We start from the raw sequence: 14463 nt of genomic DNA on the forward strand, positions 1-14463 counted from the left end.
CGTTAAAGGCTGCTTTAAAATACGAAAAAGGGAGCAGAAAACTGCAATTTTCCACTCCCTTTTTTAACCTTTTTTCTAAGGGGACTTTTTCAGTGCCCTCCCGCACGGAAGGCCTTTTTTTTACTCTATTTAAGCCAATTTCGTATTCCTCTTCGCTGAACCTCAAGCCTAGCTCGAACTTAGTTTAAGCCTACCTTAACCCATCAATACGTCATTCTTTCGGCAAAGGTACGCCCGAGACCACCTATAGATAGGCCTCTATTATTTCAAACATAACCTAAAGAAGGTAGCTTATCTTTTCTTATTCAGGAGCTCCGTGCCGGGCATTGGCGAATTCTTACTTCCGTCTAAGGGTTTGATTAAAATAATCGAATCATCTTTTCCGATCATCCGCCTATTGTTAAAACTATTAGGGATTTCAACAGGGTTCGTCTTCATGCTATCATTGCTCTTCATATTAGGGGTTGCTGTCGACATGATTTTGTATTTGGGAATATTTATCTTAACACTATCTGCCCAATGAGGCAGTTTCTGTTGTGTAGGGAGGATATTTTCCTTATTTTGTGCTTGGGAGTTAGTGAGCAAACCAAACATCAGTACTAGTGAAGCGACAAATGTTTTCATAACCGTTAAGTTTATTTATTCAAATTTACTCAATGTCCGATCGATATTTCCTAAGATTCCGCTTTGATCGCTGTTAAATTGTGTTAAATGGAGAAATAGACTTAAATCCCTTATTACTTTTGTAACAAATGAAGAAAAGAAGTATTACGTTGATAATCGGATTGATGTCTATTGCACTATTAGGTGTAATGGCCATGCAGTATTACTTCGTACGTGAATCTTTCAAACAGAAATCTAAATTATTTGATGAAGCCGTCAAAGCGTCCCTAACTGCTGTTGCCAACAGAATCGAGCGAATTGAGATTTACGAATTTGCGCGTCAGCAAGAGCGAGAGAATCAAGAGAAATTTCGACAGGATCAAGAGCAGTTGAAAAAAAACGAAGAAAGCTTAGGACTCCAAGTCAAATATCAGGATAGTATAAAGTTACTACAGCGTTTAGCGTTCTCCCATACCCAACGCTTTAACGAAATGGAAACTCGTTTAAATCAACAGTACCCAACGGTATTGATTACAAATGAGTTTTATGAAACCTATATACGTCGCAAAGAATATAGTAACTATGTTCGCATTACCTTAGAACAAGGTTATACAAGCGAAAATACAATCGGAGAATTTGCTAGAGTTTATGCTGTTCGAGAGATTAAAGAGGTAAAGGCAAAAGATGATAGTGCTCGATATTTGATCCCTATTTTCGGACCGAATTCTTCGCTTACTGCGACCTATCAAATTCGTACCTTACCCCCACCGGTTAATACACGTTTACTCGGACAGATTGATTTATTAGAGAAAAAGCTGAATAAGCTTAGAAATCAGAAATTAATTGGTGCAGCGACCTTGTTCGACTCGTTAAAAATAATGGGAGGTAAACAAAGTGCAATCATGGAAGATGTCGCCATTGGGATGCAACTCTCTAAAAGACCATTAGAACAACGTATTGATAAAACGCAGGCCGTCGACTTGTTGATTAATGAACTAGATCAACGCGGAATCAATTCTTCCTTCGTAATGCAGGTTCGTAATTCCGAAAACAGCCCGTTAATCTTTCAGGCAGTGTTTAATTACAATAATGAAACGATTGAAGAAAGTAAAAATCCACCGATGGTTTATAAGGCTCGCTTATTTCAGAGTGACGAGGGTAAATCGCCTGGAGAACTAAGAGTTTACTTCCCCAATAAAGGCTCCATCATTGCAGGTACGATGGGCTATTGGTTGCTCCCTATTTTGACCTTATTGGCATTACTGATTGGTTGTTTTGCGTATACCTTGACAATCATCTTCCGTCAGAAAAAGATCTCGGAAATGAAAACCGATTTTATCAATAATATGACGCATGAGTTTAAGACGCCAGTAGCGACGATTATGATTGCCTCCGAGTCACTGAAAGACCCTGAAATATCGGCAGATGAACGTCGAGTAAGCAAATTAGCTAACATCATATACGATGAAAATGTGCGGTTAGGATCTCATATTGAGCGTGTGTTAAACATTGCAAGACTTGAAAAAGAAAATTTAAAGATTGAAAGAACAAATGTTCAAATCAACAATTTGGCAAATGCAGTGTTAGAAAGTATGAAGCTTCAGTTAGAAAAAGCTGAAGGAATCTTAAACGTTCACCTGGATGCTACCAATGATTTGGTGATTGGAGATGAACTTCACCTATCAAACGTTATGTATAATTTGGTAGATAATGCAATTAAATATAGCCAAGAGAAGCCAGAAATAACATTCAAAACTTTTAATCGCGGCAAGAGTATCGTTATTTCTGTCGCCGATAAGGGAATTGGAATGACGAAAGACCAAGCGGAAAAGATATTTGATCAATTCTACCGTATCCCTACAGGGAATATTCACAATGTGAAAGGTTTTGGATTGGGTCTAAGCTATGTGAATGACATTATAAAACGCCTGAATGGAAAAATCACTGTAAAAAGTGAAAAAGACAAGGGCACGCAATTTGAAGTAACTTTACCATTAAAGCATTCCTCGAAAGAGGTTGCTTAATAAATAGCAAAGGAAATATATGAATCAAAAAATATTATTAGCGGAAGATGATCCAAATTTGGGCGATCTTTTAAAAGACTACCTTGAATTAAAAGGCAAATTTGATGTTGTATTGAGCAAAGATGGTCAAGAAGCGTTAGAAGCCTTTAGAAAGGATAATTTTGACTTATGCATCCTGGATGTTATGATGCCTAAAAAAGATGGTTTTTCTTTAGGAAAAGATATACGTAAGATTAATCAAACCATTCCCATAATTTATGCAACAGCAAAAGGAATGATGGAAGATAAGACACAAGCTTTCGAACTTGGAGGTGATGATTATATCACGAAACCTTTTCGCGTCGAGGAGCTTCTTTTGAGAATTAATGCACTTTTAAAACGTGCAGCAAAAGATAAAGAAGAAGAGCTTGCAGACAAATTTGAAATTGGCGATTACTTTTTCGACTATACCAGTCAAATCATTTCGTACAAAGGTCAACAACAAAAGCTTTCTACGAAAGAAGCCGAGTTATTGCGTCTTTTATGCCTAAAGAAAAACGACGTGCTAACACGCGAAGAAGCTTTAGTCAAAATTTGGCATGATGACAATTATTTCACAGGTCGTAGTATGGATGTATTCTTGAGCAAATTAAGAAAATACCTAAAAGAAGATCCAAATGTGGAAATTGTAAATGTTCATGGTAAGGGTTATAAGCTATTGGTCAGCTAATTCGACATTGATTATCGCGACAATGTGCATATTAGATTCACCTTTTGCTCAGTCGCAAGCTTTCTAGACAAAATGCTCTCTTAAGAGACCGACAGTATAAGAATAAGCAATCAGTTACAAATCTGATTGCTTATTCTATTTAATGATGAGCGCTTAAATTACTTCGATTGAAGACGTGGTGTTAGCCTCGTAAATACTCCTTGCTTTTTACCAAAAAATCGACATCCGCGAGCTAGTTGGTAATTACTAAATACTTTTTTTGTTTTTTCCATTTCTTCTCCATATCTTAGCCGTCGCTTATAGAGAAAGGCAGAGGGAATAGACCCGATGAAGCCTTAGCAACCTGTCTCTTGACAAGGTGCTAAATTCTACCTTTAAAAAGGAATGATAAGCCAAGCTCACTAGTCCTAAGTGGCCTTCTCTAGCAAAGTAAAATAGTATATTAAATTTATTCAATACTGTATGTTATTAACAAACAACTTAGGTTACCCGCGTGTGGGTGCATTCCGCGAGCTAAAGAAAGCTAACGAAGCTTACTGGGCGAAAAAAATTAGCGCGGAAGAATTATTGCAAGCTGGACTGAAAATCCGTGAAGGCAACTGGAAGACTCAAAAAGATGCAGGTATCGATTTGATCCCATCGAATGATTTTTCTTTTTATGATCAAGTACTAGACTTATCTTTAACAGTAGGCGCTATCCCTGCTCGTTACAATTCATTATTAAATAAAATCGATCGCCAATATAACTTAGATTTATATTTTGCAATGGCGCGTGGTTTCCAAGAAGGCGGCGTAGATGTTACTGCCATGGAAATGACAAAATGGTTTGATACTAACTATCACTATATTGTTCCTGAGTTTGTAAAAAACCAAGAATTTAAATTGACTTCAGAGAAGTTCTTAAGTGAATATAATGAAGCAAAAAAATTAGGCATTGAAACTAAACCAGTTTTCATTGGCCCAATCTCTTATTTATTATTAGGTAAAGAAAAAGAAAACGGATTTAATCGTATCGATCTAATCGACAACTTACTTCCGGTTTACGAAGAAATCCTATCTAAACTTGCTGATGCAGGTGCTCAATACGTTCAAATTGATGAGCCATTCTTGGCATTAGATATTGATGATGCGACTCGCGCTCTATACGGTAAAGTTTTCGAAAAACTTGCTGCTGCTGCGAAAGGCGTTAAATTAATCGTTGCAACTTACTTTGAAGCTTTACGTGACAACGAAGACACAGCAGTTAGTCTTCCTGTACATGCACTTCACCTTGACCTTGTTCGTGGTGAAAAACAGCTTGACACTATATTATCAAAAATCCCAGCTTCATTAACTTTATCATTAGGTATTGTTGAAGGTAGAAATATCTGGAAAAATGATTACGAAAACTCTTTATTAAAAATCAAACAAGCAGTAGATGCTTTAGGTAAAGACCGCGTATGGGTTGCTCCTTCTTCATCTTTATTGCACGTTCCTTTTGATTTAGATAATGAGCAAAATGAAGAATCTCTTCCTGCAGAAGTTAAAAATTGGTTGGCATTCGCTAAACAAAAATTAGCGGAAGTAAAAGACCTTGCTGTATTGGCAGAAGGCGAAGTTGACGCAGCGACACAAGATCGTTATGCATCAAACAAAGCAGCTGCTGAAAGCCGTCGTACATCTCCATTAATCCACAAACCAGAGGTTAAGGAACGCGTAAGTAATATTACAGATGACGATGCTAAGCGTACTTCAAATTTTGACGCACGTAAAGCTGCTCAACAAGCTAAATTTAACTTACCAGGTTTTGCGACTACAACAATTGGTTCATTCCCTCAAACAAAAGATGTTCGTAAGTGGAGAGCTGATTTGAAAAAAGGCGCTATCTCTCAAGAACAATACGATAAAGAGATTGCTGAAGAAACCGAGAGAACTATTCGTTTACAAGAAGAATTAGACATCGATGTATTAGTACATGGAGAATTCGAACGTAACGATATGGTTGAATATTTTGGTGAGCAATTAGCAGGATATGCATTTACGCAAAACGGATGGGTTCAATCATACGGTTCTCGTTGTGTTAAACCGCCAGTAATTTATGGAGATGTTTACCGTCCAGAAGACATGACTGTTCGTTGGTCTGCATATGCGCAATCATTAACAAATCGTCCTGTAAAAGGAATGTTAACGGGTCCAGTGACTATCTTACAATGGTCTTTCGTACGTAACGATCAACCACGTTCAACAACTACTTACCAAATTGCTTTAGCAATCTTAGACGAGGTTCAAGCATTGGAAAAAGCAGGTATCAAAATTATTCAAATTGATGAGCCAGCTATTCGTGAAGGATTACCATTGCGTAAAGCTGATCAACAATCATACTTAGATTGGGCAGTTCGTTCATTCCGTGTTTCTTCTTCAAATGTTGACGATGATACGCAGATCCACACACACATGTGTTACTCGGAATTCAACGATATTATCCAAGATATCGCAGCAATGGATGCTGACGTAATTACTATTGAAACTTCACGTTCTCAAATGGAATTATTAGATGCTTTCGCTGACTTCAAATATCCAAATGATATCGGTCCTGGTGTATATGACATCCACTCACCTCGCGTGCCTAGCACCGAAGAAATGGTAAACTTACTTCGTAAAGCGAAAGCAGTAGTTCCTGCTGAGCAATTATGGGTAAACCCTGACTGTGGTTTGAAAACACGTGCATGGCCAGAAACTAAAGCAGCTTTGGAATCAATGGTCGAAGCGGCTAAGATTTTAAGAGCTGAATAAGCTAAGCTTACAGTAATATAAAATATCAATAAAAAGGGTCTGCATTTAATATGCAGACCCTTTTTGTTTAGCTTATATGGTTATCCTTGCTCTCTTTCCTTTTACCTAAATAATAAATTGGGATACCTATTAGGATTAGAATAAATCCTGGCCAGGTATAATTAGGCTTAAATAAAATTAAGAGGACACAGAACACCGTACCTATCAGTAGATATATTAACGGCGTTACAGGATAAAGAAAGGTCTTATAACTACGCTCTAATTCTGGTTTTTTCCAGCGTAGATAAATGACTCCAAACACCGTAATCATGTAGAATATGACAATGACGAAAGAGACCATATCCAATAAGTTCCCATATTGTCCACTTAGACAAAGTAAGGATGCCCAGATTCCCTGTAACCATAAGGATCGTTCAGGAACATCATATTTGTTATTCGCAATTGCCTGTTTTAGAAACAAACCATCCTTCGCCATCGTTTGAAAAACGCGAGCGCCAGAAAGTACAATTCCATTTACACAACCGAAGGTAGATATCATCACTAAGATCGCCATAGCGATCGTTCCAGTGTTTCCAAGAAGTTTCTCTGCGGCAGCAACCGCAACACGATCATTAGCAGCAAAAGCAATCTCATCACGGCTTAACGCGGAAAGGTAAACATAGTTGATTAGCAAGTACAACAACATCACTAAAGTCGTCCCTATTACCATTGAACGAACGACATTGCGTTTCGGATCTTTCATCTCACCAGCAACAAAGGTCACGTTTTCCCAAGCGACACTACTAAAGATAGAGCCTACCATTGCCGCCGCTATCGCACCTAAGAGAGCCGTTCCCGATATACCTGTCCAACCCTCTCCTTTTAAATTCTGAAACGCGTCCCATCCGAAAGCAATATTCTCGGAGAATAAGTTTGACTTGATGAGATAGATCCCTCCAATGACGAGAAGAATCAATGCGATAATCTTTGATGAAGTGAAAAAGAGCTGAACTATCTTTCCGCTTTGAATCCCTTTCGTATTTATGAAAGTGAGGAGTAAGATGACAGCGATTGCAAGAATCTGCATCCATGTAATCATAAAGTTTCCATTCTGATAGAGCGGAGCCGCATCATTCAATTCGGGAAAGATATAGCCTGTAAATTTACCAAATGCAACGGCAACCGCAGCGATTGTCCCAGTTTGTATTACCGCAAAGAGACTCCAGCCATATAAGAAGCCTGTCATTTTACCAAACGTCTCTGTCAAATATGTATACTGTCCTCCCGCCTTAGGAAATAAAGAAGACATTTCACCGTAACAAATAGCCGCAGCTATGGTTGCAAAGGTTGTAATCAACCAAACAGCAATTACCCAATAGCCCGATCCAAGCTGTCTCATCATATCCGAGCTAACGATAAAGATACCACTGCCTATCATGGATCCCATGACAATCATAATGCCATCCCAAAGGCTTAATTGTTTTTTCATTTTTAGGTTTTTATAAAATAAACCTACGAATAAAAAGAAAAATAATGAGTTCATCGTAAAAAAAATAGCACACTGATTTACATAACCTTACAATTATTGAACTCTTCAATGGCGGTTTAAGTAAAAAATTAAGCAAACTATTTTAGATCAATCTTGTTTTTAAGAGAAAAGAAGATGATTATGAACAGATTTGGAATAGGATTTTTAGTTTTCGCTGCAACAACGCTACTGAGCAGTTGTTCTGTAATTGAGGGTATCTTCAAGGCTGGTGTTTGGTCTGGAATTATTGTCGTCGTTATTGTCGTCGCTCTGATCGTTTGGTTGATATCAAGATTTACAAATAGAGGTGGTGGCGTCAATTAATATTTTTTACTAAAACTTTACGTTCTCTTAATCTAATTTGCTGTAACTTGATAGCAAATTGAATCACACATGAAGCAGACTTGGCTATTACTATGCTTTATTAGCTTTATTTTCCCCGTATCCGCACAGCAAGGATATCCTACACCTACGAATATGCAGAATGTATTATTTTATATTCAGCATAATCGAGGTCATAATACCTATATCTATTCGATTAATAAATCCGACAATGGTACCCTTGATAGCAATAGCCCCATAAACGTCTATCGTCAATTATTTGATGATGGAGGAAAGATTAAACCCTTAACGGCTATTCAACGCAAATTTGCTTACGGTATCTCAACCGAATCAATAGATTCGGACTCCTATGAAGCTTCGATAGTGTCACTCCCGACCCAGAAATTTATACTTCATGTGAAACCCAAGAATGGGTCTTATGTTGAAACGACAGTAAATCAAGTTAAAATGCATGTACAACGCATTTTCATCCAACAGAAAGAGGGAACATCTGGCTTAACTACTAAAGTAGATTATATCCTATTTTACGGAAAAGTAGGGCAAAAGGCAGTTGTAGAACGACTAGAAATAACCGACTAGAATAAGACCTGTCATTCGGCCTGATCGGTATAGCAATACATCAAAGCACAGGACAGTTTTACCAAAAAATAAGATTAAATTGGAGACCTAATATGCTAACCGATCAATCTAGTATTCATGAGTAAAAAAATAGTATTCAAATACAATTCAAAATATCCCTCAGTTGCCGACTTAAAACGCAAAGCAAAATGCCGAATTCCCAAATTTGCATTTGATTATCTCGAGGGAGGTTGTAATGAAGAGTTAAACCTCGCAAGAAATGAGAATGATTTCGACGATATTCTTTTAAAACCACAATATTTACACGTTGCTGGTGATATCGACATGTCGGTCAATCTGTTTGGACGTACTTACAGTGCACCGTTCGGTATCTCGCCAATAGGATTGCAAGGTTTAATGTGGCCAAATGCACCAGAAATACTTGCAAAAGCTGCCGCAAAACACGACATCCCTTATACGCTAAGTACAGTATCTACAAGCTCCATTGAGCGCATCGCTGATGTCTCTGATGGAAAGGCTTGGTTTCAACTTTATCATCCCACAGAAGACCGCTTGAGAGATGATATTCTACGTCGTCTGAAAGATGTAGAATGTCCAGTCTTAGTGGTTTTGGTTGATGTACCTTCATTTGGACTTCGTTATCGTGAGATAAAAAGCGGGCTTTCGATGCCGCCTAAGATGAATATTCAGAATGTCCTACAAGCAATGGTATGCCCGACTTGGGGTATTAAAACCTTGCAACATGGCATTCCTTCCTTTGCAACGTTAAAGCCTTATATGGAAAAAGGATTAGACTTAACGCAATTGGGACAGTTTATGAATAAAACTTTCACTGGAAAAGTGAATGTTGAGAAAGTAAAAGCTATTCGAGATATTTGGAAAGGGCCTTTGGTATTGAAGGGCGTGACAACCGACGAAGATATGCAAGCTGCCATTGAAGTGGGTGCCGACGGAGTGATAGTCTCTAATCACGGCGGGCGTCAAATAGATGCGGGTGAATCTTCTATACACTCATTGATAAAACTGGCTTCCAACCCGATTTACAAAGAGAAAATAAAGATCATGTTAGATGGTGGAATACGTTCTGGAGTAGATTTAGGTAGAGCTTACGCCGTTGGTTCTGATTTTAACTTTATGGGTCGTCCTTTTATGTATGGGGTCGGAGCTCTTGGTGATGAAGGTGCTGACCATACTATTACTATGTTTAAAGCACAACTTTATCAGGTAATGCAACAGTTAACATTAGAAAACATTACGCAGTTTCCCGGGAGACTGATTAAATAGAAAAAGGGGCTTCAGATGAAGCCCCTTTTTTTTATTATTTATTTTTTCTTGTTGAATTTATCCTCATATATTTTTTCCAAAGCGAACATCTCATCGCGAAGCTTAGCTGCTTCTAAGAATTCCATTTCTTTTGCAGCCTTTTCCATACGCTTACGCACCGTATCAATCGCCTTCTTCATCTCATTATCGCTCATATACTCGATCAATGGATCTGCGGCTACGGACGCTGCTGCATCTGGTTCAATGTAAGCTTTTGCCTCCACTCCCATGTCTGCTACGGAAGTCTGTTCTAAGATTTCCTCTCTCGTCTTACCGACTGTTCTCGGAGTAATACCATGTTCTAAGTTATAGCTAATCTGCTTTTCACGCCTTCTATTCGTCTCATCAATCGTTATGCGCATACTGTCGGTCATCTTATCAGCATACATAATCACGCGTCCTTTTTCATTACGCGCCGCACGTCCAATCGTTTGTATCAACGAACGTTCCGAACGCAGGAAACCTTCTTTATCAGCATCTAAGATCGCTACCAACGTTACCTCCGGTAAATCCAAGCCTTCACGCAATAAGTTTACTCCGACTAATACATCAAATTCCCCAAGTCGTAAACCTCTCAATATTTCCACACGTTCCAAAGTCTTTACTTCGGAGTGTATATACCTTACTTTGATATTTAATCGCGTCATATATTTGGTAAGTTCTTCAGCCATACGCTTCGTAAGCGTAGTCGCAAGAACCCTACCCCCATCTTTGATTGCCTTGTCGACCTCTTCTAGAAGGTCATCGACTTGATTAATCGCTGGTTTAACTTCAATAATTGGATCTAATAAACCCGTCGGACGAATGACTTGCTCTACGACAACTCCTTCTGTTTGTTGTAATTCATAATCACCAGGCGTTGCCGACACATAAATAGTCTGATTCGTTAAGGATTCAAATTCTGGAAAGTTCAAGGGACGATTATCCAATGCTGCAGGCAAACGAAACCCATGCTCTACTAATGCAATTTTTCGAGAACGGTCACCTCCGTACATCGCGCGCAATTGAGGTATTGTTACATGGCTTTCATCAATTACCATCAAGTAATCCGTAGGAAAATAATCTATTAAGCAAAAGGGACGCATACCTGGTTGTCTGCCGTCAAAAAACCGAGAGTAGTTCTCGATTCCCGAACAATAGCCCAGTTCGCGCATCATCTCTAAATCATAATTTACTCTTTCCTCGAGTCGTTTGGCTTCCAGCATCTTTCCCTCCTCTTCTAACTGCGTTTTACGTTGCATCAACTCCTCTTGAATTCCCCAAATAGACTGTGTAAACTTCTCTTTTGGTGTTACGAAGAGATTTGCTGGATATAAAGCAAGCGTCTCATGCTTCTGAATCGTACGCCCAGAAACAGGATCTATTTCACTAAGTTCATCAATATCATCACCGAAGAAAGAAATTCTGTAAGCGTTATCCATATAAGCTGGATACACGTCCACTGTATCGCCCTTCACTCTAAATGTTCCGCGTTTGAAATCCGATGTTGTTCGCGCGTACAGAATCTCGACCAATTTATGTAAAAATGCATTTCTACTAATAGTCGTACCTACCCCGAAGCGAAAAATAGATTTTGAGAAATCTTCTGGATTTCCCATACCGTAAATGCAAGAAACCGAAGAAACAACAATAACATCTCTTCTTCCAGACATCAATGCCGAAGTTGTCGCAAGACGTAACTTTTCGATTTCCTCATTGATGGCCAAATCCTTTTCGATATAGGTATTTGAGGAAGCGATAAAGGCCTCCGGCTGATAATAATCGTAATAAGACACAAAGTAATGCACGGCATTATTCGGGAAAAACTGCTTAAACTCACCGTAAAGCTGGGCGGCTAAGGTCTTATTATGACTCAATATTAGCGTAGGTTTTTGCGTCTCTTGGATTAAATTCGCGACGGTAAATGTCTTACCGGAGCCTGTAACCCCTAATAAGGTTTGGTAATTTTCCCCCTGTTCGACGCCTGCAACCAATTCCTTGATTGCTTGAGGCTGATCGCCAGTCGGTTTATATTCAGATGTTAGTTCAAATCTCATGTTTGCCTTTCCATGGCTAATTTATCAAATATTATTCCGTTTCCATAATAAGTGATTAACGCACTCAATTGCCGAAAAAAATTATTAAATTGCTTTACAACAAGACTTTTTGTCATGATAACGATCTTAACAAAACAGAACAGTATAGCCAATCACTTCTTGGCTGAATTAAGAGACGTCCGGATACAACAAGATCGAATGCGGTTTCGCCGCAATCTGGAACGCCTAGGTGAAGTAATGGCTTATGAAATTAGCAAAACATTAGAATACTTCAGTGCTGATGTCGAAACACCTTTAGGCGTTGCCAATACTCACCTGCTGCATCAGCAACCCGTGATAGCGACTATTATGCGCGCAGGACTACCATTCCATCAAGGCTTATTAAATGTATTCGATCGAGCAGATAGTGCCTTTATCGCTGCCTATAGACATACCAAAAAAAGCGGAGAATTTGAAATTCATAAGAAATATCAGAATACGCCTAATTTAGATGAGAAGGTTGTTATTATGGCTGATCCAATGCTCGCTACTGGCAAAAGCCTAGTTCTTTGTTGTAAAGATCTACTAAGTGAATACAACATCAAAGAGCTGCATATCGCAACAGTCATTGCCTCTGAAGAAGGATTACAGCATGTACAAGCATTCTTACCAGACGTACAAATTTGGGTAGGCGCCGTTGATAATGAATTAACAAGCAAATCCTACATTGTTCCCGGTCTAGGCGATGCTGGCGACCTTGCTTTTGGCAATAAAGAATAAGCTTAGCACAAAAAACACACAAACATTTAGCAATTAGTTAATATATAATAAAAAGATAATGAACAGTTTATCAGTAATTTTAGAAAACAAAACCTTTGTATATGGAATGGCAAAAATACAACGGAGAACTATTAAAGCTCCCTATCCTATCCGCAGTTGAGGACACGATTATCCGCGAACAGAACCTTGGAAACAAATTAAAGGTATTTATCGGTACCGACTCACAAGTTAAAAGAGGTATAGTCGAATTCGCAACAGTCATCGTCTTCCTACGAGAACATCGAGGCGGCTTTATGTTTATCCACAAAAACCGCAAAACACACAACATGAGCATCAAAGAAAGAATGCTCCTTGAAGTACAACAATCAATCGAAACAGCCTACGAACTCTGCCCCTTATTAGATAAGTACTCGGTTGATCTTGAAGTCCACGCTGACATTAACACTAATCCCAACTTTCAATCCAATACCGCACTTAAAGAAGCCATGGGCTATATCTTGGGTATGGGATTCATTTTCAAGGCGAAACCAGAATCTTTTGCCAGTACTAATTGCGCCAATAAATTGGTTCAATAGCCTGTAAAAGGTATTTCTTTCTTATTTATTGCTACCTTTAGTTATCCTTAATAACTGAAGAATGCAGGATTTTCTCTCTCAACTTTACCAACAATTCCTAAATACAAGCATTATTGAATGGTTTGCAACCATCTCTGGTTTTCTTTGTGTATACCTCGCTGCGAAGCAAAATATATGGAACTGGCCAACAAGCATTATCAGTGTTTGCCTCTACTTATATATCTTCTACCATGCAAAGCTTTACGGCGACTCCACTCTTCAGCTTTATTTTCTCGGGACTGCAATTTATGGCTGGTACTATTGGAATAAAAGAGCGAAAACGGATGACAAACCCATCAGCTCATTAAATAGCCGTCAACTCTTTTTAACTATTCTCAGCATCTTAATCATCGCAACAGCTATCGGATATCTGCTAAGTCAGTATACCGACACTGATGTTCCGTATATAGACGGGTTCTGCACAGCAGTCAGTCTAGTTGCTCAATTCTTGATGACACGTAAAGTCTTAGAGAATTGGATTCTTTGGGTCTTTGTAGACATCTGCTACGTTCCACTTTACCTCCACAAAGACTTAGTCTTAACCGCCGTACTCTATATTGCATTTGCTATTATTGCATGGAATGGATATAGAGATTGGCGGAAAACCTATCTGAATTTTCAGTAATTTTGTGCTTCTATGTCGGATATGGAAATTAAGACAATCAAAATTGCTGTCGTTGGACCAGAATCAACTGGAAAATCAACCATGGCGAATTTCTTAGCGAAGGAACTCAAGACGGTAGCCGTTCCAGAATATGCGCGTTATTATTGCAAAATCCTAAACCGCGATTATACTCTTCAGGATGAAGTTAATATGTTCTATGGACAAATAGCTCTCGAAGATGCTTTTCTTGCAACAGACCCACCTATAATCGTCTGTGACACGACAATACTCACGGTTAAGATTTGGTGTGATCACCTTTTCCATGAAACACCAAAGGAAGTGACAGATGAAATCAAAAATAGATCCTACGATTTCTTCCTTCTAATGGATATTGACCTTCCCTGGGAAGACGATCCCTTACGAGATTTCCCAACAGAAAGAGCACACTTTATGCAGGTATGGAAAACGGAGCTTGAAGCAATAAATGCTAAATACGAAGTCATATCAGGACTCGGGGAAGAGCGCCTTAATAATGGGCTGAATGCTATCTTAAGGCAAGGGTATAAATGATAACGACCTATATCGTCAATT

13 protein-coding genes and 1 riboswitch are annotated in these 14463 nt (G+C 38.7%); of the genes, 10 read left to right on the plus strand and 3 right to left on the minus strand.

Going from position 1 to position 14463, the window contains the following annotated elements; all coding sequences use genetic code 11:
• Window positions 1–291 precede the first annotated feature (291 nt).
• On the minus strand, window positions 292–624 hold the full coding sequence (locus GFH32_RS15430) for a hypothetical protein (RefSeq protein ID WP_153512441.1): 333 nt from the start codon (window positions 622–624) through the stop codon (window positions 292–294).
• 128 nt (window positions 625–752) lie between these two features.
• Between GFH32_RS15430 and GFH32_RS15435 the strand changes: the two genes are divergently transcribed.
• The 3 genes from GFH32_RS15435 to metE all read left to right on the plus strand — a co-directional run bounded on the left by GFH32_RS15435 (window position 753) and on the right by metE (window position 6108).
• Window positions 753–2627, plus strand: coding sequence for a sensor histidine kinase (locus tag GFH32_RS15435; protein WP_153512442.1), 1875 nt, complete (start codon window positions 753–755; stop codon window positions 2625–2627).
• Window positions 2628–2646: 19 nt separating this feature from the next.
• Window positions 2647–3336: a response regulator transcription factor gene (locus GFH32_RS15440; protein WP_153512443.1), complete on the plus strand. Its 690-nt coding sequence runs from the start codon at window positions 2647–2649 to the stop codon at window positions 3334–3336.
• Between the two features lie 294 nt (window positions 3337–3630).
• Window positions 3631–3730: riboswitch (SAM riboswitch) on the plus strand.
• Window positions 3731–3798: 68 nt separating this feature from the next.
• Window positions 3799–6108, plus strand: coding sequence for a 5-methyltetrahydropteroyltriglutamate--homocysteine S-methyltransferase (gene metE, locus GFH32_RS15445; RefSeq protein WP_153512444.1), 2310 nt, complete (start codon window positions 3799–3801; stop codon window positions 6106–6108).
• Between the two features lie 67 nt (window positions 6109–6175).
• On the opposite strand, the gene GFH32_RS15450 is transcribed toward metE, so the two are convergent.
• Window positions 6176–7576 (minus strand): APC family permease, encoded by a 1401-nt coding sequence (locus GFH32_RS15450; RefSeq protein WP_153512445.1) that lies wholly within the window; start codon window positions 7574–7576, stop codon window positions 6176–6178.
• A 180-nt stretch (window positions 7577–7756) separates the two neighbouring features.
• Here GFH32_RS15450 and GFH32_RS15455 point away from each other — a divergent pair, with 180 nt between their 5' ends.
• The 3 genes from GFH32_RS15455 to GFH32_RS15465 all read left to right on the plus strand — a co-directional run bounded on the left by GFH32_RS15455 (window position 7757) and on the right by GFH32_RS15465 (window position 9820).
• Window positions 7757–7939, plus strand: coding sequence for a hypothetical protein (locus GFH32_RS15455; protein WP_202111301.1), 183 nt, complete (start codon window positions 7757–7759; stop codon window positions 7937–7939).
• 69 nt (window positions 7940–8008) lie between these two features.
• A complete protein-coding gene (locus tag GFH32_RS15460) occupies window positions 8009–8536 on the plus strand; it encodes a DUF4833 domain-containing protein (protein WP_153512447.1) in 528 nt (175 codons plus the stop codon).
• 117 nt (window positions 8537–8653) lie between these two features.
• The gene (locus GFH32_RS15465) at window positions 8654–9820 is read left to right on the plus strand and encodes an alpha-hydroxy acid oxidase (RefSeq protein WP_153512448.1); all 1167 of its coding nucleotides are present in this window, start codon (window positions 8654–8656) and stop codon (window positions 9818–9820) included.
• 38 nt (window positions 9821–9858) lie between these two features.
• Here GFH32_RS15465 and uvrB read toward each other — a convergent pair whose 3' ends face one another.
• The gene (gene uvrB, locus GFH32_RS15470; RefSeq protein ID WP_153512449.1) at window positions 9859–11895 is read right to left on the minus strand and encodes an excinuclease ABC subunit UvrB; all 2037 of its coding nucleotides are present in this window, start codon (window positions 11893–11895) and stop codon (window positions 9859–9861) included.
• 114 nt (window positions 11896–12009) lie between these two features.
• Between uvrB and upp the strand changes: the two genes are divergently transcribed.
• The 4 genes from upp to GFH32_RS15490 all read left to right on the plus strand — a co-directional run bounded on the left by upp (window position 12010) and on the right by GFH32_RS15490 (window position 14442).
• Complete coding sequence (gene upp / locus GFH32_RS15475; RefSeq protein WP_153512450.1) at window positions 12010–12654, plus strand: uracil phosphoribosyltransferase; 645 nt, start codon at window positions 12010–12012, stop codon at window positions 12652–12654.
• Between the two features lie 101 nt (window positions 12655–12755).
• Window positions 12756–13229 (plus strand): ribonuclease H-like YkuK family protein, encoded by a 474-nt coding sequence (locus GFH32_RS15480; protein ID WP_153513110.1) that lies wholly within the window; start codon window positions 12756–12758, stop codon window positions 13227–13229.
• Window positions 13230–13290: 61 nt separating this feature from the next.
• Complete coding sequence (pnuC, locus tag GFH32_RS15485; protein ID WP_153512451.1) at window positions 13291–13893, plus strand: nicotinamide riboside transporter PnuC; 603 nt, start codon at window positions 13291–13293, stop codon at window positions 13891–13893.
• A 21-nt stretch (window positions 13894–13914) separates the two neighbouring features.
• Window positions 13915–14442: an ATP-binding protein gene (locus GFH32_RS15490; protein WP_317162864.1), complete on the plus strand. Its 528-nt coding sequence runs from the start codon at window positions 13915–13917 to the stop codon at window positions 14440–14442.
• Window positions 14443–14463 lie beyond the last annotated feature (21 nt).

The sequence above is a fragment of the Sphingobacteruim zhuxiongii genome (genome assembly GCF_009557615.1).
Classification (GTDB): Bacteria; Bacteroidota; Bacteroidia; order Sphingobacteriales; family Sphingobacteriaceae; genus Sphingobacterium; species Sphingobacterium zhuxiongii.

What these genes read in the sequence shown, in the direction of transcription:
- GFH32_RS15430 (WP_153512441.1), bottom strand. Translation starts at nt 624, where the DNA reads ATGAAAACATTTGTCGCTTCACTAGTACTGATGTTTGGTTTGCTCACT.
- GFH32_RS15435 (WP_153512442.1), top strand. Translation starts at nt 753, where the DNA reads ATGAAGAAAAGAAGTATTACGTTGATAATCGGATTGATGTCTATTGCA.
- GFH32_RS15440 (WP_153512443.1), top strand. Translation starts at nt 2,647, where the DNA reads ATGAATCAAAAAATATTATTAGCGGAAGATGATCCAAATTTGGGCGAT.
- metE (WP_153512444.1), top strand. Translation starts at nt 3,799, where the DNA reads ATGTTATTAACAAACAACTTAGGTTACCCGCGTGTGGGTGCATTCCGC.
- GFH32_RS15450 (WP_153512445.1), bottom strand. Translation starts at nt 7,576, where the DNA reads ATGAAAAAACAATTAAGCCTTTGGGATGGCATTATGATTGTCATGGGA.
- GFH32_RS15455 (WP_202111301.1), top strand. Translation starts at nt 7,757, where the DNA reads ATGAACAGATTTGGAATAGGATTTTTAGTTTTCGCTGCAACAACGCTA.
- GFH32_RS15460 (WP_153512447.1), top strand. Translation starts at nt 8,009, where the DNA reads ATGAAGCAGACTTGGCTATTACTATGCTTTATTAGCTTTATTTTCCCC.
- GFH32_RS15465 (WP_153512448.1), top strand. Translation starts at nt 8,654, where the DNA reads ATGAGTAAAAAAATAGTATTCAAATACAATTCAAAATATCCCTCAGTT.
- uvrB (WP_153512449.1), bottom strand. Translation starts at nt 11,895, where the DNA reads ATGAGATTTGAACTAACATCTGAATATAAACCGACTGGCGATCAGCCT.
- upp (WP_153512450.1), top strand. Translation starts at nt 12,010, where the DNA reads ATGATAACGATCTTAACAAAACAGAACAGTATAGCCAATCACTTCTTG.
- GFH32_RS15480 (WP_153513110.1), top strand. Translation starts at nt 12,756, where the DNA reads ATGGAATGGCAAAAATACAACGGAGAACTATTAAAGCTCCCTATCCTA.
- pnuC (WP_153512451.1), top strand. Translation starts at nt 13,291, where the DNA reads ATGCAGGATTTTCTCTCTCAACTTTACCAACAATTCCTAAATACAAGC.
- GFH32_RS15490 (WP_317162864.1), top strand. Translation starts at nt 13,915, where the DNA reads ATGGAAATTAAGACAATCAAAATTGCTGTCGTTGGACCAGAATCAACT.